Annotated in this window: 22 protein-coding genes; 7 read left to right on the forward strand and 15 right to left on the reverse strand. The window is 70.8% G+C overall.

Features of this window, described 5'->3' with window-relative positions; all coding sequences use genetic code 11:
• Positions 1-221: 221 nt before the first annotated feature.
• On the reverse strand, positions 222-3,128 hold the full coding sequence (gene polA / locus AC07NS_RS07405; protein ID WP_494602835.1) for a DNA polymerase I: 2,907 nt from the start codon (positions 3,126-3,128) through the stop codon (positions 222-224).
• A 268-nt stretch (positions 3,129-3,396) separates the two neighbouring features.
• Between polA and AC07NS_RS07410 the strand changes: the two genes are divergently transcribed.
• Positions 3,397-3,591: a hypothetical protein gene (locus AC07NS_RS07410; RefSeq protein WP_487290005.1), complete on the forward strand. Its 195-nt coding sequence runs from the start codon at positions 3,397-3,399 to the stop codon at positions 3,589-3,591.
• A 171-nt stretch (positions 3,592-3,762) separates the two neighbouring features.
• Here AC07NS_RS07410 and AC07NS_RS07415 read toward each other — a convergent pair whose 3' ends face one another.
• The 5 genes from AC07NS_RS07415 to AC07NS_RS07435 are packed head-to-tail and all read right to left on the reverse strand — an operon-like array spanning position 3,763 to position 7,917.
• On the reverse strand, positions 3,763-5,259 hold the full coding sequence (locus tag AC07NS_RS07415; RefSeq protein WP_494602504.1) for a sensor histidine kinase: 1,497 nt from the start codon (positions 5,257-5,259) through the stop codon (positions 3,763-3,765).
• 9 nt (positions 5,260-5,268) lie between these two features.
• A complete protein-coding gene (locus AC07NS_RS07420; RefSeq protein ID WP_494602505.1) occupies positions 5,269-6,003 on the reverse strand; it encodes a TVP38/TMEM64 family protein in 735 nt (244 codons plus the stop codon).
• The gene (locus AC07NS_RS07425) at positions 6,000-7,067 is read right to left on the reverse strand and encodes a quinone-dependent dihydroorotate dehydrogenase (RefSeq protein WP_494602506.1); all 1,068 of its coding nucleotides are present in this window, start codon (positions 7,065-7,067) and stop codon (positions 6,000-6,002) included. Before AC07NS_RS07425 ends, AC07NS_RS07420 begins: the two co-directional genes overlap by 4 nt.
• Complete coding sequence (locus AC07NS_RS07430; RefSeq protein ID WP_494602508.1) at positions 7,064-7,408, reverse strand: DUF952 domain-containing protein; 345 nt, start codon at positions 7,406-7,408, stop codon at positions 7,064-7,066. Before AC07NS_RS07430 ends, AC07NS_RS07425 begins: the two co-directional genes overlap by 4 nt.
• Entirely contained in the window at positions 7,405-7,917 is a 513-nt protein-coding gene (locus AC07NS_RS07435) for a SixA phosphatase family protein (protein WP_110120109.1), read from the reverse strand. Before AC07NS_RS07435 ends, AC07NS_RS07430 begins: the two co-directional genes overlap by 4 nt.
• A gap of 135 nt (positions 7,918-8,052) precedes the next feature.
• On the opposite strand from AC07NS_RS07435, the gene metX reads away from it, so the two are divergent.
• From metX to AC07NS_RS07450, 3 genes are all read left to right on the forward strand, one after another.
• Positions 8,053-9,210, forward strand: coding sequence for a homoserine O-acetyltransferase MetX (gene metX, locus AC07NS_RS07440; RefSeq protein WP_494602509.1), 1,158 nt, complete (start codon positions 8,053-8,055; stop codon positions 9,208-9,210).
• Between the two features lie 148 nt (positions 9,211-9,358).
• A complete protein-coding gene (gene metW / locus AC07NS_RS07445) occupies positions 9,359-10,021 on the forward strand; it encodes a methionine biosynthesis protein MetW (RefSeq protein ID WP_494602510.1) in 663 nt (220 codons plus the stop codon).
• The gene (locus tag AC07NS_RS07450) at positions 10,018-10,764 is read left to right on the forward strand and encodes an endonuclease/exonuclease/phosphatase family protein (RefSeq protein WP_492854364.1); all 747 of its coding nucleotides are present in this window, start codon (positions 10,018-10,020) and stop codon (positions 10,762-10,764) included. Before metW ends, AC07NS_RS07450 begins: the two co-directional genes overlap by 4 nt.
• A gap of 326 nt (positions 10,765-11,090) precedes the next feature.
• Here AC07NS_RS07450 and AC07NS_RS07455 read toward each other — a convergent pair whose 3' ends face one another.
• The 3 genes from AC07NS_RS07455 to AC07NS_RS07465 form a co-directional block, all read right to left on the reverse strand.
• Positions 11,091-12,599 carry a phospholipase D-like domain-containing protein gene (locus AC07NS_RS07455; RefSeq protein ID WP_494602512.1) on the reverse strand — a complete coding sequence of 503 codons (1,509 nt, stop codon included), beginning with the start codon at positions 12,597-12,599 and terminating at the stop codon, positions 11,091-11,093.
• Between the two features lie 103 nt (positions 12,600-12,702).
• The gene (locus AC07NS_RS07460; protein WP_110120108.1) at positions 12,703-13,047 is read right to left on the reverse strand and encodes a P-II family nitrogen regulator; all 345 of its coding nucleotides are present in this window, start codon (positions 13,045-13,047) and stop codon (positions 12,703-12,705) included.
• A gap of 29 nt (positions 13,048-13,076) precedes the next feature.
• Positions 13,077-13,892, reverse strand: coding sequence for a class I SAM-dependent methyltransferase (locus AC07NS_RS07465; protein WP_494602514.1), 816 nt, complete (start codon positions 13,890-13,892; stop codon positions 13,077-13,079).
• A 91-nt stretch (positions 13,893-13,983) separates the two neighbouring features.
• Between AC07NS_RS07465 and gloB the strand changes: the two genes are divergently transcribed.
• The gene (gloB, locus tag AC07NS_RS07470; RefSeq protein WP_494602836.1) at positions 13,984-14,730 is read left to right on the forward strand and encodes a hydroxyacylglutathione hydrolase; all 747 of its coding nucleotides are present in this window, start codon (positions 13,984-13,986) and stop codon (positions 14,728-14,730) included.
• Positions 14,731-14,735: 5 nt separating this feature from the next.
• Positions 14,736-15,188 (forward strand): cupin domain-containing protein, encoded by a 453-nt coding sequence (locus tag AC07NS_RS07475; protein ID WP_494602515.1) that lies wholly within the window; start codon positions 14,736-14,738, stop codon positions 15,186-15,188.
• Between the two features lie 170 nt (positions 15,189-15,358).
• Here AC07NS_RS07475 and AC07NS_RS07480 read toward each other — a convergent pair whose 3' ends face one another.
• Both AC07NS_RS07480 and mtgA read right to left on the reverse strand, forming a co-directional pair.
• Positions 15,359-15,901 carry a GNAT family N-acetyltransferase gene (locus AC07NS_RS07480; protein WP_494602517.1) on the reverse strand — a complete coding sequence of 181 codons (543 nt, stop codon included), beginning with the start codon at positions 15,899-15,901 and terminating at the stop codon, positions 15,359-15,361.
• A 26-nt stretch (positions 15,902-15,927) separates the two neighbouring features.
• Positions 15,928-16,605 (reverse strand): monofunctional biosynthetic peptidoglycan transglycosylase, encoded by a 678-nt coding sequence (gene mtgA / locus AC07NS_RS07485; protein WP_494602518.1) that lies wholly within the window; start codon positions 16,603-16,605, stop codon positions 15,928-15,930.
• Between the two features lie 99 nt (positions 16,606-16,704).
• On the opposite strand from mtgA, the gene AC07NS_RS07490 reads away from it, so the two are divergent.
• Positions 16,705-17,367, forward strand: coding sequence for a nitroreductase (locus AC07NS_RS07490; RefSeq protein WP_494602837.1), 663 nt, complete (start codon positions 16,705-16,707; stop codon positions 17,365-17,367).
• A 208-nt stretch (positions 17,368-17,575) separates the two neighbouring features.
• Here the strand turns inward: AC07NS_RS07490 and trxA are convergent, their stop codons facing one another.
• From trxA to murU, 4 genes are all read right to left on the reverse strand, one after another.
• Positions 17,576-17,911 carry a thioredoxin gene (gene trxA / locus AC07NS_RS07495; RefSeq protein WP_487289975.1) on the reverse strand — a complete coding sequence of 112 codons (336 nt, stop codon included), beginning with the start codon at positions 17,909-17,911 and terminating at the stop codon, positions 17,576-17,578.
• A gap of 122 nt (positions 17,912-18,033) precedes the next feature.
• Complete coding sequence (addA, locus tag AC07NS_RS07500; protein ID WP_494602519.1) at positions 18,034-21,678, reverse strand: double-strand break repair helicase AddA; 3,645 nt, start codon at positions 21,676-21,678, stop codon at positions 18,034-18,036.
• The gene (gene addB, locus AC07NS_RS07505; protein WP_494602521.1) at positions 21,659-24,613 is read right to left on the reverse strand and encodes a double-strand break repair protein AddB; all 2,955 of its coding nucleotides are present in this window, start codon (positions 24,611-24,613) and stop codon (positions 21,659-21,661) included. Before addB ends, addA begins: the two co-directional genes overlap by 20 nt.
• Positions 24,610-25,314 (reverse strand): N-acetylmuramate alpha-1-phosphate uridylyltransferase MurU, encoded by a 705-nt coding sequence (gene murU / locus AC07NS_RS07510; protein WP_494602838.1) that lies wholly within the window; start codon positions 25,312-25,314, stop codon positions 24,610-24,612. The genes addB and murU overlap by 4 nt, the downstream gene beginning before the upstream one ends.

A 25,314-nucleotide genomic window follows, 5' to 3' on the forward strand; every position in this document is an offset into this window, starting at 1 on the left:
AGCTCTGGCGAGTTCGCGGTTTCCACGACATTAACCGTACTGTGGCGGAACGTCGCACCCTGGAGACTGAAAATGTCAGCCATTCGCAGCTGGCTCGACCTGCGGATACTCAGGATTGCGCTGCGTAAGGGATTACCACTGATAACACGACGCCCGCTCCACCTGGGGCGGAGCGGGCGTGCGACAAAGGCGCAGTGAAGTTTTTTGCCTGCGGCGTTGATTTAGTGGGCTTCGTCCCAGTTGCTGGCGGCTCTCGCCTCCACCGTGAGGGGAATGGAAAGCGCCACGGCCGGCTCGGCCGCGCCCTCCATCACCCGGCGGGCGAGCGCGCAGACGGCCTCGGCTTCGGCCTCGGGAGCCTCGAAGACCAGTTCGTCGTGAACTTGCAAAAGCATGCGCGCCTCCAGGCCTGCCTCTTCGAGCGCGCCCGGCATGCGCACCATGGCCCGGCGCATGACGTCGGCCGCCGCGCCCTGGATCGGGGCGTTGATGGCGGCGCGCTCCGAGAACTGCCGCTGACCCACCGACTTGGCGTGGATGTCGGGGATGTTGATCTTGCGGCCGAAGATCGTGGTCACGTAGCCGTGCTCGCGCACGAAGGCCCGGGTGGCGTCCATATAGGCCTGGATGCCGGGGAAGCGCTCGAAATAGGTCTTGATGTAGGCCCCGGCCTCGCCCTGGCCAATGCCCAGCTGGTTGGCGAGACCAAAGGCGCTGATGCCGTAGACGATGCCGAAGTTGATGGCCTTGGCCCGGCGGCGGATCAGCGGGTCCATGCCCTCGATCGGGGTGTCGAACATCTCCGAGGCCGTCATGGCGTGGATGTCCAGCCCGTCGCGGAAGGCCTGCTGCAGCTGCGGGATCTGGCCGATGTGGGCCAGCAGGCGTAGCTCGATCTGGCTGTAGTCGGCGCTGATCAGCACCTTGCCCGGTGCGGCCACGAAGGCCTTGCGGATCTTGCGGCCTTCCTCGGTGCGGACCGGGATGTTCTGCAGGTTGGGATCCGACGACGACAGGCGGCCCGTCGTGGTCGCCGCAAGCGCATAGGAGGTGTGCACCCGGCCCGTGCGCTCGCTCATCGCGGCGATCAGGTTCTCGGTATAGGTGCCCTTCAGTTTCGACAGCTGGCGCCAGTCGAGCAGCACGCGCGGCAGCTCGTGTTCGTTCGCCAGGCCTTCCAGCACGTCGCTGTCGGTCGACCACTGGCCGGTGGCGGTCTTCTTGCCGCCCTTCATGTTCATTTCGCCAAACAGCACGTCGCCGATCTGCTTGGGGCTGCCCAGGTTGAACGGACGGCCGGCCAGCTTCTGGGCCTGCTCCTCGAACTCGGCCATGCGCAGCGAGAACTCGTTGGAGAGCCGGCGCAGGGTCTCGGGATCGACGCGGATCCCGTCGTTCTCCATGGTCGCCAGCACGGCGGGGAGGGGGCGCTCCAGGGTCTCGTAGACGGTCAGCAGGCCCTCGGCCGCCAGGCGCGGGCGCAGCACGTTGTAGAGCCGCAGGGTGACGTCGGCGTCCTCGGCGGCGTAGGCCGTCGCCTTGTCGAGGGCCACGTGCTTGAAGCTGATCTGGCTCTTGCCCGTGCCCGCCACTTCCTTGAACGGGATGGGCTTGTGGCCCAGCCACAGCTCCGACAGTTCGTCCATGCCGTGGCCGTGCAGGCCCGCCTCCAGCACGTAGCTGATCAGCATGGTGTCTTCGATCGGGGCGACCTTGATCCCCCGGCGCAGCATCACGGCGATGTCGTACTTGGCGTTCTGGGCGACCTTCAGCACCGAAGGGTCTTCCAGCAGCGGCTTCAGCGCGGCCAGGGCGTCTTCCTCGGAGATCTGCTCCAGCTTGGCCGGGGCTTCGAAGACCAGGCCGCCGTCCTGGGCCTTCTCCTCGTGGCTGACGGGGATGTAGCAGGCCTCGCCCGGCGCGATGGCCAGCGACACGCCGCACAGGCCGGCGTTGGCCGACGACAGGGCGTCGGTCTCGGTGTCGAAGGCGACGATCCCCTTGGCGCGGGCCTTGTCGATCCAGACCTGAAGCGTCGCCAGGTCGCGCACGCAGACGTAAGCGGCGGTGTCGATGGCGACCGGCTCGGCCACCGGGCTGGCCGCGGCGCGGGCGGCGGCCGAGGCGTAGGAGACGGTGGTGACCGGCGCGGTCACGGCCTTATCCGACGGGCGGACGTCCAGTGTGCGGGGCGCGGCCGCGGCGTTGCCGTCGCCGACCCGGCGAGCCAGGGTGCGGAACTCCATCTGCTCGAGGAAGTCGGCCAGCACGGCCTTGTCGGGCTCGCGCACCACCAGGTCGTCGAGCGGCTCGGGCAGGGGGGTGTTGCAGTCCAGGGTGACCAGGACCCTTGAGAGGCGGATCTGGTCGGCGAAGTTGATCAGGGTCTCGCGGCGCTTGGGCTGCTTGATCTCGCCGGCCCGGGCCAGCAGCGAGTCGAGGTCGCCATATTCGGTGATCAGCTGGGCGGCGGTCTTGATCCCGATGCCCGGGGCTCCAGGTACGTTGTCGACGCTGTCGCCGCACAGCGACTGCACATCGACCACCTGTTCGGGATAGACGCCGAACTTCTCGAACACCTCGTTGCGCCCGATGCGCACGCCCTTCATGGGGTCGAACATCGAGACGTTGTCGCCGACCAGCTGCATCAGGTCCTTGTCGGACGAGACGATGACGGCCTCGCCGCCGGCGTCGCGGGCCGCGCAGGCGTAAGCCGCGATCAGGTCGTCGGCCTCGTAGCCCGGCAGCTCGATGGCGGGCACGCCGAAGGCCCGGGTGGCGTCGCGCACCAGCGGGAACTGCGGGATCAGGTCTTCCGGCGCCGGCGGGCGGTGGGCCTTGTACTGATCGTACAGCTTGTTGCGGAACGTCTTTTCCGAGTGGTCCCAGATCACCGCCAGGTGCGTGGGCGCGTCGCCCTGCATGTCGCGCATCAGCTTCCACAGCATGTTGCAGAAGCCCTGCACCGCGCCGACGGGCAGGCCGTCGCTCTTGCGGGTCAGGGGCGGCAGGGCGTGATAGGCGCGGAACAGATAGGCCGAGCCGTCCACCAGGAACAGGCGCATGGTCGGGCCGTCCTGGGTGAGCGGGCGGGTCTGGGCGGATTCGGGCGCGGCGACGTCGGTCATGGCGGCGAACATAAGGGGTCCCAGGCGCGCCGGAAACCGCGTTGACGCAAAGCCCACGGCGATGCTTTGCAACCGGTGTTCGCCCAAATAAGGCGAGATCGCCCTTAAGGCGCCCCAGGCTGGACCTGTGGATAGTTTACAGGCAAAAGCGCGTCCGCCTCACCGGCGGACCACGTGCCGCATGGCGCGCCCGGGAACCGACGGGCATGTCTGCGACTTGGTTTCAGTACGTAAAAGCGCCCTCCCCGACGCGGATACCTTTTTGACCATGACCTTGAAGAAGACCATCGCCCTGGGCCTTGGCCTGGGAACCTGCAGCCTTGTCGTCGCCGCCGTGCTGGCGACCGGGACTTTCAGCCCCCCGCCGGTTTCGGACCATCCGACCAGCGAACCGGTCGAGCTCCGCGCGCCCTTGGCGCCGGCCGAGCAGGGCGCGCCCCTGCCCAAGCAGTACGTGGTCTGAGGCTCCGCCCTTTCCAAACGCCCGTCATTCCCGCCCTTGTGGCGGGAAGCCCTGGTTCCGCTTCCACGTGAGGCGCCAGCGACGTGCTCAGCACGTCGCCTCAATCGCACTTGCGGCTGATAGAGGGGTTCCCGCCACAAGGGCGGGAATGACGGGAGAATAGGGCGAAGACTAAGGCTTCGACTTCGCCGCTTCCGTTTCCTCGACCGGCGCGGGCTCCGGAACCCCCGCCAGGGTCAGGTCGAACACCGAGCCGCCAGGCCCCGTCTCCACCAGCGCAAGATCGCCGCCGTGGCCCTGGGCCAGTTCGCGGGCGATGGCCAGGCCCAGGCCCGTGCCGCCGCGGCGCACGGAGCCGACGAACGGCTGGAAGAGGTTGGCCCGCGCCCGTTCGGGCACGCCGGGGCCGTCGTCCGAAAGTCGCAGATGGCTCATGCCGTCCACCCGGCGCAGCTCCACGAACACCCGGCCCTTGCCGCCGCGATCGGGCGCGCCCTCGATGGCCTCGCGGGCGTTGCGCAGCAGGTTGGTGAGGATGCGGTGCAGCTGGTCAGGATCGGCGATCACCAGCTCGCGCGGGTCGATCACCGTCTCCAGCGCCACGCCCTTGGGCGACAGGCCGGAGTCCTCGGCCGCCATCTCCAGCGCCGCGCGCAGGGCCACGGTGCGCGACACCGGGGCCGGCTCCTTGGACTTGCCGTAGGCCATGACGTCGCTGGCCAGGGTGATGGCGCGGTCGAGGGCCCGCTCCAGGCGCGGTAGAGCCTGGGCCACCTTGGGGTCGCCCAGGGCGGCCAGGCGGTCCGACGCCATCTGGGCGCTGGTCAGCATGTTGCGCAGGTCGTGATTGATCTTGGCCACCGCCTCGCCAAGCGCCGCCAGGCGGGCCTTGGCCTGCAGGGCGGTGCGCAGGTCGGTCTGCATGGCGTCGAGCTCGGCCTCGGCGCGGCCGATCTCGTCGCGGCGGCGCGAGACCACGACCCGGGCCTCGGGATCCTCGGGATCGGCGCGGAACCGCTCCATGGCCTTGGTGATGCGCTGCATCGGCCGCACCAGCAGGAAGTTCAGCGACAGGTAGATCAGGCCCCCGGCCAGGCCCGCCGCGAACAGGGTCACGCCCGCCAGGCGCCAGAAGTTGGAGATCAGATAGGCCTTCAGCGGGGCGTCGGGCAGCACGATCTCGACGAACTCGGCCTCCTGGCGGAAGCGCGGCTCGGCCATGACGCGGACCAGGCTGCCCGGCTTGCTCTTCAGGGTGAAGAACGGGGCGGCCAGCCACGAGCCGGAGTTCTGGCGGCGCAGGTCGACCAGATAGGGCTGCTCAATGCTGCGCGGCTCGGTCGGCAGCACGAGACGGCGGGCGCCGTCGACCTGCAGGGCCACGATGACCACGCCGGCCTGGTCGAGCAGGCGCTGGGAGACCTGGTCGGTGACCCGGCGCTCGGGATCGGCGTCGGCGATGGTCGAGGCCAGTTCGGCGGCCCGCACCCGGTCGAGCAGCCACTGCTTTTCGAGGTCCGCCAGGGCCGGCGGCAGGATGCAGGCGCCGGCCAGGAACACGAAGAGGGCGGTCAAGAGCAGCAGGCGCGCCGACAGGCCGCCGGGCCACGGAAGGCGTCTTCCGGGCGGCTTGTCGGGTGCGGCGGGCGGCGTGACCGGTTCGGCCATGTGTCTGGGTTACTTCACGTCGGGGGCCGGGGCAACGCGGCGCCTGCGCGCGGCCTTCCAGAGCGGCGGGATCATCGCCAGCACGCCCAGGCCGACGATCGGCAGATAGATGCGCGGCGAGGCCAGGGTGGCCACGGTCACCGGCTTGCCCTCGGCGAACAGATGGCCCAGGCCCGAACCGATCCCGGCATAGATGAACGAGCTGGGGGCCATGCCCAGCACCGAGGCCAGCAGATAGGTGCGCAGCGGGATGCGCATCAGCCCCGAGGCGACATTGACCAGCAGCAGCGGAAAGGCCGGGATCAGCCGCAGGGTCAGCAGGTAGGAGAAGGCGTCGGCCTTGAAACCCTCCTCGACCCGCGTCAGCAGCGCCCCCGGTTTGCGCCGCAGGAAGTCGCCGAAGGCGGTGCGGCAGGCGGCGTAGACCACGGTCGAGCCGCCGGTGACGCCGGCCAGAGCCAGGGCGCCGCCGAGCGGGCCAAAGAGAAAGCCGCTGCTCAGCGACAGGATCAGCGCTCCGGGCAGCGACACCGACACGGTCGCCACATAGATCAGCACGAAGGTCGCGCCGCAGCGCACGGGGTGCTCGTGGGCGAAGGCTTGCAGGGCCTCGCCCTGGGCCTGCAGGGTCTCCAGGGAAAGCTTGCCGGCCAGGCCCGAACCCAGAGCCGCGGCGAGCAGGATCGCCAGAACCGCGAGCGGTCCGAAGCGTCTCAGCCAGGCCAGGCTCTGGTCGGGGTTCATGCGGTCCCGATCGCCTCGGAAACGCTGGCGAAGCCTTCGGCGCGCAGGCGGGCGGCCAGGTCCTTCTTGATGCGGACCACCAGGCCCGGGCCGCCATAGACCAGGGCCGAATAGAGCTGCACCGCGCAGGCGCCGGCCTTGATCTTGGCCAGGGCGTCGGCCCCGCTGGCGATGCCGCCGGCCCCGATCAGCGCCAGGCGGCCCTTGGCGGCGGCGTGGAACTGGGCCAGCACCGCCGTCGAGGCGCCCAGCAGCGGCGCGCCGGAAAGCCCGCCGCCCTCGCCCTTCTGCGCCGACTTCAGACTGTCGGGGCGGGCGATGGTGGTGTTGGAGACGATGATCCCGTTCAGGCCCTGGGCCAGCACGGTCTCGACGATGGCCTCGACCTCGCCGTCCTCCAGGTCGGGCGCGACCTTCAGGAAGATTGGATAGTCGGCGCCGCCCTTGGCGAGACCGGCGCGAGCTTCGGCGATCCGGCCCAGCAGTTCCTCCAGCGCCGCCTTGGTCTGCAAGGCGCGCAGGCCCGGCGTGTTGGGCGAGGAGATGTTGACCGTGAAATAGTCCGACAGGCCCCACAGGCGGGTCAGGCCGGTGACGTAGTCGCCGATGCGATCGTCGGCGTCCTTGTTGGCCCCGATATTGGCGCCGAACACGCCCAGCCGGTCGGCATGGGCGTGCTTGCGAGCCTTCAGGCGCGCGGCGAACGGCTCCAGCCCCTCGTTGTTGAAGCCCATGCGGTTGATCACCGCCTGGTCGTCGGTCAGGCGGAACAGGCGCGGGCGCGGATTGCCGGCCTGGGCCAGGGGCGTGACCGTGCCGGCCTCCACGAAGCCGAAGCCGGCGGCCAGCATGGCGTCGGGAACCTCGGCGTTCTTGTCGAAGCCGGCGGCCAGGCCCACGCAGTTCGACAGTTGCAGGCCCGCGACGCTGGTGGCCAGGATCGGGTCGTCGACGCCGCCGTCGCGGGGGCCGAGACCCCACTTCAGGCCGCGGATCGCCCAGCCGTGGGCGTCTTCGGGGTCCAGGACGTGCAGGGCGCGGGAGGCGATGTCGTGCAGGCTCATGCGGAAAGGTCGCCCAGTTGCGGCACGCCGTCGGCGTCGAGGGGGATCGGCTTTTCCGAAACGGCTTCGGCCGGCGAGAGGCTGCGGAACAGGTGCGGGAAAAGCGCCCCGCCGCGCGAGGCCTCCCACTTCAGGTCTGCACCCAGGGCGTCGGCGTCGAAACCGACCAGGAGAAGATCGTCCTGGCCGCGGAAATAGAGGGCGGCGGTTTCCTGGGCCTGGCCGGCGGCCGACAGGTGGATGAAGCCGTCGGCGTGGTCGATGGTGGCGCCGTCGAAGCGGCCGGCCGCCTTGGCCTCGTCCCAGAGGGCCTTGGGCAGGATCTTGTAGACCAGGGTCATTCGCCGCCGTGCCCGCCGTGTTCGGATGCGTAGAAGACGCGCGCCAGCCGCGGGGCGCCGGACGCGTCGATGTCGAAGACCGCCGCCGTGGCGGTGGGAAAGCGGCCGCGCAGCTTGGAAAGCTCGCCGGCGTCGGCAGGGCCGCCCAGGGCCAAGCGCAAGGAAAGGTCGTGCAGGCCCGGATTGTGGCCGACCACCATCACCGTGCCGGCGGGCGCGTCGGCCTCGCGGACGGCGGCCAGAACCTCCTGGGCCTCGGCGTGATAGAGGCTCTTGTCGATTTCGGCGGTCGCGCCGGGAAACGCGCCGGCGGCGGCGTCCCAGGTCTCGCGGGTGCGGCGGGCGGCCGAGACCAGCACGAGATCGGGCGACAGGCCTTCCGAAGCCAGGGCCGAAGCGATCAGCGCCACGTCCTGGCGGCCGCGCTCGGCCAGAGCGCGTTCGAAGTCTCCGCCCTGGGCGGCGTGCCGCTCGGCCTTGCCGTGGCGCATCAGGATCAGACGGTCCATGGCGCCCTCCATAGAGCGGTTTCGAAGCGGGGCAAATGGCGAGAAACGCCGTCTCGACGATCTCCTCATACGGGGCCGGGAGCCTGGCGCAAAGCGCATGGTTGACACCTTCGCCGACAGGCGGTCCAAGGCGACATGGCCGATCTCGACCTGGACGTTTCCGCGCCGCTCGGCGGCGGTGTCTGGCGCTTCCCCGCCGACCGTCCGCTGGTGCTCGATTCAGGGGCGAAGATCGCCGGCCTGGAGATCGCCTACCAGACCTATGGCGCGTTGAACGAGGACGGCTCCAACGCCATCCTGATCTGCCACGCCCTGACCGGCGACCAGTACGTGGCCGGGGCCAATCCGACGACGGGCAAGCCCGGCTGGTGGACGCGGCTGGTGGGACCCGGCAAGCCGATCGACCCGGCCCGACACTTCGTCATCTGCTCCAACGTCATCGGCGGCTGCATGGGCTCGACCGGCCCCGCCTCGATCAATCCGGCGACGGGCGAGCCTTGGGGCCTGTCGTTCCCGATCCTGACCATCGCCGACATGGTGCGGGCCCAGGCCATGCTGATCGACGCGCTCGGGGTCGACACCCTGCTGGCGGTGGTCGGCGGCTCGATGGGCGGCATGCAGGTGCAGCAGTGGGCGGCCGACTATCCGCAGCGGATGTTCAGCGCCGTGATCGTGGCCTCGGCCTCGCGGCACTCGGCCCAGAACATCGCCTTCCACGAGGTGGGCCGCCAGGCGATCATGGCCGATCCCGAATGGCGCGGCGGGGCCTATGCCAGCCAGGGCGCGCGGCCCGAGAAGGGCCTGGCCGTGGCCCGGATGGCCGCCCACATCACCTACCTTTCCGAGCCGGCCCTGCAGCGCAAGTTCGGGCGCGAGCTGCAGCGCGACGGCCTGTCCTGGGGCTTCGACGCCGACTTCCAGGTCGAGAGCTATCTGCGCCACCAGGGGGCGGCGTTCGTCGATCGGTTCGACGCCAACTCCTACCTCTACATCACCCGGGCCATGGACTATTTCGACCTGGCCGCGCCGCATGGCGGGGTGCTGGCCAACGCCTTCAAGGCCGCGCGCGACGTGCGGTTCTGCGTGCTCAGCTTCACCAGCGACTGGCTCTATCCGACCTCGGAGAGCCGCCACATCGTCCGCGCCCTGACCGCCGCCGGCTGCCGCGCGGCCTTCGCCGAGATCGACAGCGACAAGGGCCACGACGCCTTCCTGCTGGACGAGCCGGTGATGGACGCGGCGCTGACGGGGTTCATGGCGTCGGTGGAGCGGGAACGGGGGATCGGGCGATGAGGGCTGTACTTCGGGAACCTCCCCCTCTGGGGGAGGCGATCGCGCAGCGATCGGTGGGGGGAGTTTCGCAAGGACGATCCGTCGCCTCGGAAGCTGAAAACGGCCCCCCACCGGCCTTCGGCCGCCTCCCCCAGAGGGGGAGGTTCCTTTGACCCTCATCCGCGAGGACTTCCGGGAAATCCTGCGGCTCGTGCGCCCCGGCGCGCGGGTGCTGGACGTCGGCTGCGGCGAGGGGGCGCTGCTGGAACTGCTGACCCAGCAGAAGGAGGTCGACGGCCGGGGGCTGGAGATCAGCGCCCACGGCGTGGCCGCCTGCATGGCGCGGGGGCTGTCGGTGGTGCAGGGCGACGCCGACCAGGATCTCGACCACTTCCCCGACAAGACCTTCGACTACGCCATCCTGTCCCAGACCCTGCAGGCCACCCGCAATCCGCGCCACGTGCTGGACGAGCTGCTGCGGATCGCCGACCGGGCGATCGTGTCGTTCCCCAATTTCGGCCACTGGAGCGTGCGCTGGTCGCTGCTCAGCCGGGGGCGGATGCCCGAGACCAAGGCCCTGCCCACGCCCTGGTGGGCGACGCCGAACATCCACCTGTGCACCCTGGCCGACTTCATGGCCCTGACCGAGGATCTCGGCGTGCGGGTGGATTCCAGCGCCGCCTTCGCCGGAAACGGTCCCGCGCGGACGATCGACCCGACCAAGGCCCTGGAGAACTGGCGCTCGGAGACCTGCCTCTTCCTGCTCAGTCGCGGCGCGCCCGCGCAGCGTGTGGAACCTAGCGCCGTTTCAGGCGATCTTCTGATCCCATGAAGCTGCGGCTGATGACCTACAACGTCCACCGTTGCGTGGGCGGCGACCGCAGGCTCGACGTGGAACGCGTGGCCGAGGTGATCTCGGCGCACGAGCCCGACGTCGTGGCCCTGCAGGAACTCGACGTCGGCCGACTGCGCACCGGCAACGTCGATCAGGCCCATCGTCTGGCCGAACTCCTGAAGATGGGCTTCCACTTCCACCCGGCCATGACGGTGGAGGAGGAGCTCTATGGCGACGCCATCCTCACCCACCTGCCGGAAAAGCTGATCAAGTCCGGCCCGCTGCCGTTCTATCGCGCCGTGCCGGGGCTGGAGCCGCGCGGGGCGCTGTGGGTCGAGGTCATGGTGGGCGGCAAGCCGGTGCAGATCATCAACACTCACCTGGGCCTGGTGCCCCAGGAGCAGAAGCGCCAGGCCGCCGCCCTGGTCGGCGAGGCCTGGATGGCGTCCGACCGCTGGACCGCCCCGGGCGTGCTGCTAGGCGATTTCAACGCCACGCCCTATTCGGCCACCTATCGCCTGCTGAAGGCCGCCGCCCGCGACGCCCAGACCCTGGCCTCGGGCTGGGGCAAGGCCCCGACCGCGACCTTCCCCTCGAACTTCCCGTTCATGCGCATCGACCACGTCTTCCTGACCAAGGGCCTGCGCACGGTGAACGTCTTCTCGCCTTACGACGCCCTGGCGCGCGTGGCGTCGGATCACCTGCCGCTGGTGGTGGATCTGGAGATCGAGGAGGGATGAAATCCCTCTCTCTTTGAGAGAGGGGCCCGCCGCGAAGCGGTGGGAGGGTGAGAGGTTTCACCTTTGGCCGGAAAGCCTCGACCCCTTCCTCATCCCGTCATCCCGGGCGGAGCGAAGCGGAGACCCGGGACCTAGGGGCAACGGCAATGTGCCGGTGTCTGCTGGGTGTTTGAACTGACCGTCGAGCCCAGTCCCTCTGGGTCCCGGATAAGCCCTGCGGGCTTTCCGGGATGACGATGATTGGGCGCTCAATTCTGCGAGGGTGTACCCTCTCACCCTCCCACGCCTACGGCGTGGGCCCCTCCCTCTCTCCATGAGAGAGGGGTCTACAATTGCAAATGCTCCGGCGGCTCGGGCGGCGGCGCGGTCAGCCGCGCCAGGTCGTGCCGCAGCCGCTTGCGGCGGCCCCAGGGACGCCAGGCGTCGTCGGGGGCGATGGCGTCGCCCAGGCTCCAGTCGGCGACGAACTTCTTGAGGCCCGTCAGCGGGACCACGCCCACCGGCTCCAGCCGGCGCGGGCCGGTCTTGCCGTCCAGGGCCTCGATGGCGGGACCAAGGCCGCCATATTCCAGGAAGGCCTCCAGCAGCACCTCGGTCTCGACCCCCAGGAAGTGGCCGACCAGCCGGCCCAGGAAGGCGGCGATGGCCAGGCGCTCGTCCTCGTCGCGGGCCTCGAAGCCGATGTCGCATTCGGTGTCGAGCCCGATCGAACGGTTGTTGAGATTGGCCGAGCCCAGCCGCAGCACCCGGTCGTCGGCCACCGCCACCTTCGAGTGGACGATGATCGGCGCGCCCTTGGGCGTGCGGGCGCTGAAGGCGTAGAAGCGGCCGTGGACGTCGACCTCGCGCAGACGGTTGATCGCCGCGGTGCGGGCGCTGTCCATGGTGACCTGGTCGAAATAGCTCGGGCTGCGGGCCGGGCCGATGGTCACCACCTCGGGGCCGTCGGGCTCGGCCAGGCGCTCGGCCAGGGCTTCGACCACGATCGGCGAGGTCAGGTACTGGTTCTCCACATAGATCAGCCACTGGGCAGTGCGGATGGTCTGCAGGTGCAGCTGCAGGCACTCGGTGATCTCGGGGTCGTGGCGCCAGGCCGGCTGGGTGCGGGCGATAGCCACCGGCACGCGACGCAGCAGCGGCGTCAGGCCTTCGGGCCAGGGCGTGATCGCCGGACGCTGCGGCGGATCGAGGGCCTCGCCGGTGGCCTTGCGCCAGCGCTCGGCGAAAAGCTCGCCCAGCGCCTCGGCCGTGCGGCCGTCGACCAGGGCGGCGACTTCGTGGCGGGCCGGATAGTGATGGCCGGTGGGCAGGCGCCGGCGCGGATCGTTGTCGAGGTGGGCGGTGGTGTCCCAGCGATCGACGCCGATGTCGCCGCCGCTGACCAGGGCCGTGACCCCGTCGACCACCACCACCTTCTGGTGATGGCAGGCGCTGGCCGGCAGGGTGTTGTCGAGGCGGTACTTGACCTTGGAGCCGGCGAAGAAGGCTGCGCCGCGCTGCGGGCCGAACAGCTGCGAGGCGGCGATCGGGAACGGCATGTCCCAGGCCAGCACCCGCACGTCCAGCGCCGGGTTCAGCGCCGCCTGCCGGCGTAGCAACAGGCCGATGCGGTCGGCGTGCTCGGGATCGCGGCTCTTCTTCACCCGGTCGGGATCGAGCCGGGTGAGCGGATCGAACACCCAGGCCAGGATCCAGATCGAGTGCTTGGCCGACAGCAGCAGGGCCTTCAACGCGTCGAAGGCCTCGTCGTTGTCGATGAACAGCGCCAGACGGTCGGCGGTCTCGACCCGCCAGCAGGTCGAGCCGGGACAGAAGACGGATTCGGATTCTGCCATGTCGCCCCTACGCCCGTACTGTCACCCATAACGCGCGCGACAGACTAAGGCTCCGCTTGCGGGCCTGGCTTGTTTTAAATCATCCCGCCGCGCGTTGCGGCGGTCAGCCGGCGATGGCGGCGGCGTCGCGCTCGCCGGTGCGGATGCGCAGGGCCTGCTCCAGGTCCATGACGAAGACCTTGCCGTCGCCGATCTTGCCTGTGTTGGCGGTGCGCTGCAGGGCCTCGATCACCGCGTCGGCCACGTCGGTGGGCACGGCGATCTCGAGCTTGACCTTCGGCAGCAGCTTCACCTCGTACTCGGCGCCGCGATAGACCTCGGTCTTGCCCTTCTGGCGGCCGTAGCCGCGCACTTCGGTCACCGTCAGGCCCGAAGCGCCGGCTTCTGTGACCGCTTCGAGCACGGCGTCCAGGCGGCTGGGCTTGATCACGGCGACGATCATCTTCATGGCGCGGCATCCCCTTCATACGCGGCCGGTTACGGCTGTGTCGGCGACTCCAGGCTAGGCCCTGCCGCCACAGCTTCCAATAGTATTCCGGTCCTTACGGTTCCCGGCGCCTTCCGAACAGGCGCCGCGCCCGCCGGAACGGGCGGCATGACCGGCGCGAACACCCGCGCCCGGGCCCGCGTGCCGCGCGGCTTGACCGCGAAGGTCTGCTTGACCGCCTCCATCAGGATCAGCCCGGCGAAGCGCGGCCACAGGCGCGCGCCGACCTGCTCGAAGCCCTCGGCCCAGCCGGCGGTGAAGGCCATCGGCGGCGCGTAGAGGGCGCGGGTCCAGCCGGCGGGCTCCAGGTCGGCCTCGCGCAGCAGGCTTTCCAGCTGGCTGCGGCTGAACGGGCGGCCGTGCCCGAAAGGCGTGCTCTCGGCCCCCGCCCAGACCCCGTCGCGCGAGGCCACGGCGACGATCAGCCGGCCGGACGGCGCCATGACCCGCCAGATCTCGCGCAGCACGGCGGCCGGGTCGTCGGCCTCCTCCAGGGCGTGGACGGCCAGGATCCGGTCGAACATGGCGTTGGGAAAGGGCAGGGCGGTTTCTTCGACGAGCGCGGCCTGGTTGCGCTCGCCGCCGGGCCAGACTTCCACGCCTTGGGTGGCGGGCATGGCGGCCACGACGCGGCGGGCCTTGGCGCGGCATTCGTCCAGGAAGGGGGTGGCGTAGCCCAGGCCCAGCACGTCCAGCCCGTTGGCGTCGCCCCAGGCCTCGGCCACCTTGCGGCCGAGCATCTCCCGCGCCACCCGGCCGAGCGGGGCGGCGTAGAAGGCCCTGAGGTCGAGCACGTCGCGGCGCATTGAATCTCCGTGGCCCAGGCGTCACTTATTTAGGCGGGCGAATCCTTCACGTCACGCCCGCCGACCCCCGTCCGTGACCGAGGCCGTCCGCATGCCGCTCGAAATCCACCAGTTTCCCTGCCTGTCCGACAATTACGGCTTTCTCGTGCGCGATGTCGCGACCGGCAAGACCGCCTGCATCGACACGCCGGACGCCGACGCCATCCTCGCGCAGCTGGAAAAGCTGGGCTGGGGCCTCGACATGATCCTCAACACCCACTGGCACCCCGACCACGCCGGCGGCAACGAGAAGGTTCATGCGGCCACCGGCGCGACCATCATCGGACCGCAGGAAGTGACCAGAATAGCGCCGCTGCACCATGAGGCGCGACCCGGCGAGGTCGTGGTGCTGGGCGAGACGGAGTTCACCGTGATCGACAGCGGCGGCCACACCCTGGGTCACGTGGCCTATCACGACGCGGCCGACCGTATCGCCTTCGTCGGCGACACCCTGTTCGCCCTGGGCTGCGGGCGGATGTTCGAGGGCGATCCCGAGCAGATGTGGGCCTCGCTGTCGCGCCTGGCGGCCCTGCCCGACGACACCACCGTCTACTGCGCCCACGAATACACCGCCTCCAACGCCCGCTTCGCCCTGTCGGTCGACACAGATCCGGCCCTGAAGGCGCGGGCGGACGCGGTGTTCGCCGCCCGCGAGCGCGGCGAGGCCACCGTGCCCACCAGCATCGGCCTGGAGAAGGCCACCAATCCGTTCCTGCGCGCGCCGCTGCTGCGGCCCGGCCTGGCGCCGGCCCAGGCCTTCGCCGAGATCCGCGCGGCCAAGGACAGTTTCAAGGGATGAGTTCGATGACGATTGCCGGCATCTCTGGCGACCTGGGCGCCAATGAGATCGTGCGCCTGCTGGGAATGGCGCCGCACCCCGAGGGCGGCTGGTACGTGCGGGTGTTCGAGGACACCCCCAACGCCGAGGGCCGCCCGGCCTCGACGGCGATCTACTATCTGCTGGAGGCCGAGCAGATGTCGGCCTGGCACCGCATCGACGCGGTCGAGGTCTGGCACTGGTACGCCGGCGCCCCGATCTCGCTGACCCTGTCGCCGCCCGACGGCGTCGGCATGACGCCGCACACGCTGGGTCCGGACCTGCGGGCCGGCTGCCGGCCGCAGGTGGTGGTGCCGGTCGGCTGGTGGCAGACGGCGGTGTCGCTGGGGGCGTGGACCCTGGTGGGTTGCACCGTGGCGCCGGGGTTCCGGTTCGAAGGGTTCGAACTGGCGCCGGACGGGTGGCGGCCGAGGGCTTAGGTCGGGACGCCCGCCTTTGAGGAACCTCCCCCTGTGGGGGAGGTGATCGCGAAGCGATCGGTGGGGGGAGTGACTGCCTAGTCGGCCAACGCCTCGGAAGCTGAAAACGTCCCCCCACCGGCCTTCGGCCGCCTCCCCCAGAGGGGGAGGTCCCTTGAGTGTCGCATAAGCTAGCTGCGCGCCTTCCACTCGTCCTTCGTCTGCCCCCAAACCTCGTTGGGCACCTCCGAATACGGCGCCGGCAGCGGCTTTGGCCCCCGGTTCCTCGACCCCAACCGCGTCGCCACCTGCTGCGAGGCGACGTTGTCCGGGTGGATGCAGTGGATCACCTCGTCCCAGCCCAGGTGATCGAAGGCCCAGTCGATGGTCGCGCTCGCGGCTTCCACCGCATAGCCCTTGCCCCAGGCGCGACGGATCAGGCTCCAGCCGACCTCGGTCCCCGGCCAACCCTCCGGCCGCCAGGGGCCGATGCGGCCGACCCACTCGCCGGTCGTCTTCTCGATCAGCGAGAACATGCCAAAGCCGTTCATCGCCCACGAGCCGGCCATGCTGGCCATGCCGCGCCAGGCGGTGTCGCGGTTCTGGTAGCCGCCGATATATTGGGCGGCCTGCGCGTCGCCCATCAGTTCGGCCCAGCCGTCGAGGTCCTGGGCGCCGGTGGGGCGCAGGATCAGGCGGGCGGTCTCCAGCGTGGGACCTGGCGCTATCGCCATCGGACTTCCTCCCTCTTTTTCTTCGTTCAGATCACGCAGGCTTCGAGGCCGTTGCGGCGCACCGCGCCCGAGGCCGCGCCGATCTTGCGCGACCGCTTCTGAACGTAGCGGCCCGGCTTGACGACCTTCCACTTCAGGGGGCTGGGCAGGATCGCCGCCAGTCGCGCCGACTGGGCCGGGGTCAACCTGGCGGCGCTGGTCTTGAAGTAGCGCTGGGCGGCGGCCTCGGCGCCGTAGATGCCGGGGCCGAACTCGATGGAGTTCAGATAGACCTCCATGATCCGCTCCTTGCCCCAGCCCAGCTCGATCAGCACCGTGAACCAGGCCTCCAGGCCCTTGCGCAGGTAGGAGCGGTCCGGCCACAGGAAGACGTTCTTGGCGGTCTGCTGGCTGATGGTCGAGCCGCCGCGGATCTTGCCGCCCTTCTCGTTGCTGGCGTAGGCCTTCTGCAGGGCTTCGACGTCGAAGCCGTGGTGGTCGCAGAAGCGCTGGTCCTCGGCGGCGATCAGGGCGCGCGGCAGGCTGGGCGAGACCTTCGACAGCGGCCGCCAGCGGTGGTCCCAGCCCTTGCCCTCGACGGCGCGGATGACCATCAGCGGCGTCGCCGGCACGGGGACGAAGCGATAGACCAGCACCGCCAGGATCGGGCCGACGAACAGCACGATGAACAGCGCCAGGAAGATGTTGCGCAGCAGAACCTTCAAACTCGACGCCCCTTGCCTTGACCTTGCGGCCGGATGCTAGCCAACGATCGAGACGCTCGATAGGGCGCGTTGGTTAGGGAGGCCTTGATGCCTGATGGCATGAGCGTGTCGGAAGCGGTCGCCGCGCGGTTTTCTGCGCGAGCCTTCAAGGCCGATCCGGTCTCCGGCGAGACGGTGCGGGCCATCCTCGAGGCCGCCGCCCGCGCGCCCTCGGGCGGAAACCTCCAGCCCTGGAAGGTCCACGCCATCGCCGGCGACGCGCTGGCCGACTTCAAGGCCCAGGTCGCCGCCCGTCTGGGCTCGCCCGACGAGGCGCAATACGCCGTCTATCCGGCCAATCTCTGGGAGCCCTTCCGGAGTCGCCGCTTCCAGGTGGGCGAGGACCTTTACGGCGCGCTGGAAATCCCTCGCGAGGACAAGCTGGGCCGCCTGAAGCAGTTCGCCCGCAACGCCGAGTTCTTCGGCGCGCCGGTGGGGCTGTTCTTCTCGATCGATCGCCAGTTGGGGCCGCCGCAGTGGTCGGACCTGGGCATGTACATGCAGACGGTGATGCTGCTGGCGACCGAAGCGGGCCTGGCCACCTGCGCCCAGGAGTTCTGGTCGGCCTACGGCAAGCTGTCCGCCGAGTTCCTGGGCCTGCCGGACGACCACATGGTGTTCTCGGGCATGGCGCTGGGCGTGGCCGACGAGGACGCGGCCGTGAACCAGTGGCGCTCGCGGCGGGATGCGTTCGAGGTCTGGGGGGAACTGCGGGGGTTCTAGGCAAGGAACCTCCCCCTGTGGGGGAGGCGATCGCGTAGCGATCGGTGGGGGGCGTGTCTGCGAAGCCGGCCACCTCTCCGGCGGCTGAAAACGACCCCCCTCCGGCCCTTCGGGCCACCTCCCCCAGAGGGGGAGGATCTTTGGCGCCAAACGAAAAAGCCCCGGCCGTTTCCGGTCGGGGCTCTTCGTCAGACGTCTAAGCCGAGGCTCAGGCCGGTTGCTGGACGCCGGCTTCGGTCAGCCATTCCAGGATCTTGGCCTTGGGCATGGCGCCGACCTTCATCGAGGTCATCTGGCCGCCGCGGAAGAGCATCATGGTCGGGATGCCGCGCACGCCGTAGCGCGACGGGGTGGTCGGGCTGTCCTCGATGTTGATCTTGGCGACGACCACGTGGTCGGCGAGCTCTTCGGAGATCTGCTCCAGGGCCGGGGCGATCTGCTTGCACGGGCCGCACCACTCGGCCCAGAAGTCGACGAGCACGGGGCCCTCGGCTTGCAGGACGTCTTGTTCGAAGGTGGCGTCGGTCACCGTCACGGTGCTCATGGGTCAGGCTCCTGGCTGGCGTCGCGGGTCGGGGGCGGCCGCGACGCGGAATTGAGAACAGTGGCGGTTCCAGCCGCCTCTTGTCCGAAGATGTAGGCGTGGGAAAGCCGCCCGGCAATAACTCAGAAGAGGCGCGAAAGCGCCGCCGCCCGCACGTTTTCTGGAACGGCCATCAGTTTGGGACCATCCGTCCACACGATGGCGGCGTCGATCTCGCGGCCGGGGAAGATCTCGGCCAGCACCGCCGCATAGACCGCCATCTGGGCGAGATAGGCCGGGTCGGCGTCCTCGATGCGGTCGGGCGAGGGGCGGTTGGTCTTGTAATCGACGACCAGCACGCGGTCGGGCGAGACCACCAGCCGGTCGACCCGGCCCGAGATCGCCATGCCCTGCGGCAGCCTGGAAGCGGCTCCGGCCAGGGCGGCCTCGGCGCGCGAGCCGGGGCCGAAGACGGCGGCGAAGCGGTCGTCCTCCAGCACCCCGAAGGCGGCGGCGGTCATCTCGGCCCGCTGGGGATCGGTCAGGTCGCGCTCGGCCGCCAGCAGCCGCGCGGCGGCCGCTCGGCGCTCGGCCGGCGCGATGTCGGGCAGAAGCTGCAGCAGCCGGTGGATCACCTCGCCCCGGCGATAGCGGCCCAGGCCCTCGATCCTGGCCAGGGGCGAGGGCGCCGAGCCGACCGCTTCTTCCTCGGCCTCCAGCGCCGAGGGCGCGGCCCAGCGGGCGCCGGCCGATACCGGATCGGCCGCCTTGCGGGCCCAGGCGGGCAGGGCGTGGGGTTTGGCTTCCTCGGCCTGCGCCGCCGGCGGGGCGGGCAGGGGATCGGGGCCGTAGCGCAGCACTCCGGTCTCTTCGTCGACCGTCCGGGTGTCGCCCTCGATCAGCGGATGGGCGAAGGCGGCGCGGGCGGCGGCGTACCAGCCGCCGACGTTCTCGTCCTTGGTGCGGGCGTCGATGCGCCCGCACAGCACGAGGCGATCGCGCGCCCGGGTCAGGCCCACATAGAGCAGGCGATAGGCCTCCTGCTGGGCCTTGTCCTCGCGCAGTTTCCGGGCGCTCGCCGAGGCCTCGCAGTCGTACTTGCCCGAGGCGCACCAGACATAGCCCTTGTCGGCGGTGGCGAGCAGCGGCGAGCCGCGCGCCCCGCCCTTCATCGTCGTCTCGGGCAGGAAGACGATCGGCGCCTCCAGCCCCTTGGCGCCGTGGGCGGTCATCACCCGCACCTGCCGGCGCACGCCCTCCATCTCGCGCTTGACCACGATGTCGAGCGCCGCGAACTCGGCGACCAGGGTCTCCAGGTCCCGCACGCCCCGGGCCTCGGCGTTGGTGATCTGGGCCAGGAACTCGTCCAGGGCGTCGGCCGCCTCTTCGCCCAGGCGGGTCAGGGCGCGGGCGCGGTTGCTGGTCCCGTTGCTGTCCAGCTTGCCCAGGAACAGGGCGTAGAACTCGTAGGGCTGGCGGCGACGGCGGGCGGTCAGGGCCCAGTCCAGCAGGGCGTGGGCCTCGCGCCACAGCGGCCGCTCGTCGGCCCGGGCGGCCAGCACGGTCCACAGCGTCCCGCGCCGTCCCTTGGCCAGGGCGTAGAGATCATCGTCCGCCAGGCCGCAGAACGGGCTCTTCAGCAGCGCCGCCAGGGTCAGGTCGTCGTCCGGGAACAGGCAGAAGCGGCCCAGCGCCAGCAGGTCGTCGAAGACGATGTGGGCCGACAGCGACAGCCGGTCGGCGCCGGCCACCGGCACGCCTCTACGCTTGAGGGCGCGCAGCACCTCCTCGAACAGCGCCTTGCGCCGCCGCACCAGCACCAGCACGTCGCCGTAGTGCGCCGGTCGCCAAGTCCGGCTGTCCTTGTCGAACACCGCATCGCCCCGCTCGACCAGGGCCTTGATCTCGGCGGCGATCTTCTCGGCCAGGCGGCGGTTGGCGCCCTGCTCGGTCTCGACGTCCAGCGGCGCATCCCAGGCCTCGCGCTCGGCGGCGACCGGCTCGCGCTCCAGCGGCCACAGGTCCACGCACCCCGGATGGTCGCGGCGGAAGGCCTCGTGGCCCGGGATGTCCTCGCCGGTCGGGGCCAGACCCAGTCGCGCGTCCGGCGCTTCGAACAGGGCGTCGACGAAGCTCAGCACCTGCTGGGTCGAGCGGTAGGACATCGACAGCGGCACGGCCTTGCCCGTCCGGCCGACGGCCTCGATGCGGGCGATGTAGCCCTGCGTCTCGATCAGCAGGCGCTCTGGCTGGGCGCCCTGGAACGAATAGATCGACTGCTTCTCGTCGCCGACGATGAACAGGGTGCGGCCGTCGGCGGCCTTGCCGTCGCGGCCCGGCGCCCCGGCCCCGGCGAAGAAGTCCTCGGTCAGGGCCGACAGGATCTCCCACTGCTCGGGGGCGGTGTCCTGGGCCTCGTCGAGCAGGATGTGACTGACGCCGCCGTCCAGCTTGTAGAGCACCCAGGCCGCATCGACCCGCTTGGTCAGCAGGTCGCGGGTCTTCTCGATCAGGTCGGAGAAGTCGAGGGCGCCATGGGCCTGCTTCTCCTCGATGAACTTGGCGAGATACAGCGCCGCCAGACGCAGGGCCGCGACGCTGTCCTCGGCCACCTTGGCGGCGCGGAGGTATTCGCGGGCTTCTTCCAGCCGCTCCTGCTCGGCCAGCAGGCGTTCGCGCAGATCCTCGCGGCTCTTCAAGCCCGAGGTCTTGGCCGGCCAGGTCGCGGGCGTTCCGACGCCCTTCTCGGTGAAGAGGGCGGCCAGGGCGTCTTCCAGCGTCGCGCCGGGATTGAGGGCGACGGTCCGCATCTGCTCGCCGCACTTGATGTCGGTCTTGCCGCCGCCGGCCAGCACGTCGGCGACCGAGCGCCACAGCACCCGGTCGAGATCGGCCATGGCCTCGGCGGCGACCTCGTCGGCGGTGGTCGGTTCGGGGAAGCCGCAGACCGTCCAGAGGTCTGCGATCACGCCCTCCAGCCCGCCGCAGCGATCGAGATAGGCGGCGATGCCCGAGCGCTGGTGCTCGAAGGTCGCGAACATCGCCTCGAACGAGGCGAAATCCAGCGCCACCGAGAAGCGCGCATAGGCGTCGGCGAACACGTCGCCCGAGTGGGTGACGTGGTCGGCCAGCTTGTGCAGGGCGGCCTGGGCCACGGCCGACGAGGCGCCGTCGTCCATCACCTGGAAGCCGGGCGAGACCCCGGCCTCGATCGGGAAGCGCCGCAGCAGCTTTTCGCAGAAGGCGTGGATGGTCTGGATCTTCAGGCCGCCGGGCGTCTCCAGCGCCTTGGCGAACAGGCTGCGGGCCTTGGACAGGGCGGCCGCATCGAACTCGTTGGCCGGGCGGTCCACGAGGTCGGCGATCTCGGCGCGCAGGGCGTCGTCGGGCGTGATGCACCACTTGCCCAGCCGGTCGAACAGCCGGTGCTGCATCTCGGCGGCGGCGGCCTTGGTGTAGGTCACGCACAGGATCGCCGCCGGCTCGGCGCCGCCCAGCAGCAGGCGCGCGACCCGGTCGATCAGGGTCTTGGTCTTGCCCGAGCCGGCGTTGGCCGTGACGAAGGCGGAGATCGCCGGGTCGGCGGCGATGCGCTGGGGGTCGAGGACGGTCACGAGGAACCTCCCCCTCTGGGGGAGGCGATCGCGAAGCGATCGGTGGGGGGAGTCTTTGCGACACGGGCCAACACGGCGGCGGCTGAAAACGCCCCCCCACCGGCCTTCGGCCGCCTCCCCCAGAGGGGGAGGTTCCTTGAGCAGGCAGCCGCCCTCATTCCCCGTCCCCCTCATCGCCGCTGGTGGACCACTCGAACACCCGCGCCAGGTGGCCGTAGTCCCCCGCATGGTCGTGCACGAACTGCGGGGCGGTGCGGGAGAGATACGGCCGGGTCGGCTCGTCGTACCTGCGGATCAGCTCGACTAGACCGTCGAAAGCCTTGCGGGCGGCGTCTTCGCTCTCGCCGCCGGCCTTGGCGCGGGTCTGCTCCTCGCCGGCCGGGCGGCGGCCGGTGACGCGGACATAGGTCAGGTCCCCGGGCGCGCGCGGGCCGAGTTCGGGGAAGCCGCCGTTCTGTAGGATGGCGGCCGTCAGGGTCAGCTGCGGCGAGAAGCCGGTGTCGACCTGCTTCTGGCTGGGGGCGGCGCCGGTCTTGTAGTCGAGAATGTGGGCGGAAAGCCCGTCGCGGGTCGGCTCCAGGCGGTCGGTCTTGGCCGTCAGGGTGAAGGGACGGCCGTCGACCTGGAAGGTGATCTCGCCGGCGGCCTCGACCACGATCTTTTCCGCCCCCGCGCGGCGGCGGGCCTCCAGGTCCATGACCCACAGGGCCGCCTCGCGGGCCAGGGCGCGTTCGCGGGCCAGGGCCGAGGGCGGCATGCCGGCGGCGACCAGCTCGGCGATGTAGAGGCCCTCGAAGATCTCCGCGCCGTTGGCCGGCAGCGCCTGCGGGTAGGTCTCGGCGAACACCTCGAAGGCCGCGTGGATGGCCGTGCCGCGCGCCCGGGCCTCCACCGGCTCGTCGGGACGGTCGAGGGGATAGAGCTTGAGGATGTCGCGCGCCCAGACGGCGTAGGGATCGCGCGTCAGGGCCTCGACGCGGGTGACGGCCATCTTGCGCGGACGGTCGGCGACCGGCGGGCAGGGGGCAGGGCGCCTTACCGGGGCGTAGGGGCCGGGGGCGTCCAGGGCGCGGGCCCAGTCCAGCACGTCGGGGCGCTCGGTCAGGGTCAGGTTGGCGCCGCGCGCCAGGGTCTTCATCCGCCACAGCCAGCGGCTTTCGACGGCCGGCGCGCCGCCCCGGCGCTGGCTGTGCACCAGGATGACGTCGGGGGCGCTGGCGGCCTGGGCGAAGTCGTGGGCGGTGAGGCCGATCTTGCGCTCGGGCGGCGGCAGGCCGAGCTTCTCGCGCATCGGCCGCGACAGAAACGGGTCGATCGGCGCGGCCTGCGGCCAGACGCCTTCTTCCAGTCCGGCCAGGATCAGCCGGTCGGCGCGCACGAGGCGGGCCTCGATGGCGCCCAGCATGCGCAGCTGAGGATGGGTGGCGCCGCCGACCCGCAGGGTCTCCTCGTCGACCAGCCGGCCCAGCAGGTCGAGGAAGCCCAGGGGATTGGTCGGCGGCAGGGCCTGGCCGTCGTCGATCAGGGCCGAGATCAGCGCCGCCAGGGCTTCGCCGCCGGAGCCGGCCCAAAGGGCCTGGGGCTCGGCCAGGCTCTCCAGCGCCTTGGCCAGCGCTTCTGCCGCTAGGTGCGGCGGGGCGACGGGGCCGGCGGCGTAAGGCTCGGCGGCGATCTCGACGGCGGCGTGGATGCGGCGGGCCAGCTCCACGGCCTCGGGATAGGCGGCGATGCGGCGTTCGAGGGCGGCCGCGTCGGTTGGAGCCGAGCCGCGCAGGCCTCGCAGTTCCAGCGTTCGGGCGGCCTCCTCGGCCTTCAGCAGCGGGTGCTTGGCCACGGCCAGCAGGCCGACGGGATCCAGCGGCGCCAGGACGAGCCCCGCCAGCTTGCGGGCCAGGACGGCGGGGGGCGAGGCGGCCAGGGGCGCGCCGGCCGAGCTGTCGGGCACGACGCCCCAGCGGGCGAGATACAGCCCCGCCCGACGGGCCAGCTGCTGGTCGGGGGTCACGAGCGCGGCGGTCTTGCCCGGCGTCTCCAGCGCCTCGCGGAGCAGCAGGGCGCAGGCCAGGGCCGCCTCTTCCTCGCCGGACGCATTGACCAAAGAGAGGCCCGACAGGCCCTCGGCGATGGGGTCGAGCGTGGCGGACTCCGCCCGCAGCTTGGCGATCTGGGCCAGCCAGTCGGCGGTGGCCTCGGCCGGGCGCAGGGCCTCGTTGACCAGGCGGCGACGCCAGCGGCCGCGGCTGTCGGCCTCGGCGCGCCAGCGACGGACGGCGCCGCGATCGACCTCGGCGCGATGGAGCAGACGGCGCATGGCGCCCTGCGGGTGCTGTTCCTCGACGCGCGCCCAGGCGTCGTCAGCAAGATCTTCGTCCAGGCCAGGAAGGACGACGCAGCCCTGCGGCGCCTTGGAAATGGCGATCAGCAGGTTCGCCGTCGCCGGGGCGGTGCCCGTAGAGCCAGCGGCCACCAGGACGCCGGGCGGCGGATTGTCGGTCCATTGTTTGGTCAGGGCGTTCAGGAGTTCGACCCGCCGGGCGGCGACGTCCATCATCTGAAGGTCCGCCAATCGCGCGGTCCAGCCCTCGACCATGGCCCGGATGAACCGCGCCGAGACCTGCCAGTGGGCGGCCAGATCGCCGTCGGCCAGGCCGTCGAGGCGCTCGATGATCGGGACCTCCTCGATCTGGCAGCTGTCGAGCAGGTCCGACACGGCCTTGGCCATCTCCAGGGCCTGGCCGGCGCTGGGCGGGCTGTCGAGCAGGGAAGCGTTGTCGTGCACCAGCCGCGCCAGCTCGAACCGGCGGCGACGACTGGAGACGGCCGGGGGCAGGTCCAGCGCCAGATCGCCTGGCTCGAACGGCGGCTCGCCCTCGTCGAGGTCGCCCAGGGGGCGGATCTGCGGCAGAAGCACGGCCCGTCCGCCGCCGGCCGCCACGAAGGCGTCGGCCAGGGCGCGGGCGCCGCGGCGGGTCGGGGTCAGCAGGGTGGCGTGCGACAGGGCGTCGGGACCCAGGTGGGCCAGCCGCTCGAGGAGGCCGGCGGCCACGTCGTCGACGAACGGCCGGTGGGCCGGGATCGAGAACCAGCCGGAACCGGCCGGGCCGCTCATCCCGTTTGCGCCTGCGCCAGTTTGGCCTCGGCCTCGTCGCGGGCGCCGGGATCGCCGACGTGCATCCAGAAGCCGTCCATCACCACGCCGTGCACGCGGCCCTGGGGCGCGAGCTTGCGCCAGATCGTCGCCAGCGAGAACGCGCCCTCGGGGCCGTCATCGACCAGGTCCGGCTTGCAGATGTGCACGCCCATATAGGCGAAAGGCGCGCTGGGGGCCTCGCCCCGGAAGGTCAGCACCCCGTCGTCGGCCAGGAAGAAGTCGCCGGCCCCGTCGAAGCCGAGCGTGCGGTCCAGCCGCGCCAGCAGCAGGCAGACGTCCATCCTTTCCGGATCCCAGGCCTTGGCGAGGCTGTCGATCGCGGCCGCGCCATCTTCGGTCCAGACGGAGTCGATATTGGCGACGAACACCGGCTCTTCGCCCAGCAGCGGCCGGGCCTTGCGCAGACCGCCGGCGGTTTCCAGCAGCTCGCCGCGCTCGTCGGAAATGACGATCGTGGGGGCGCCGGTGCGGGCCTTCAGATGACCCTCCAGCCGGTCGGCGAAGGCGTGGACGTTGACCACGGCGGTCTCGACCCCGGCCTCGGCCAGGCGGTCGAGCATGTGATCCACCAGGGTGCGGCCGGCGACTTCCACCAGCGCCTTGGGCCGGTCGTTGGTCAGCGGGCGCATGCGGGTGCCGAGGCCGGCGGCCAGCACCAT

It is taken from the genome of Caulobacter sp. GW821-FHT10A10, from assembly GCF_059415745.1.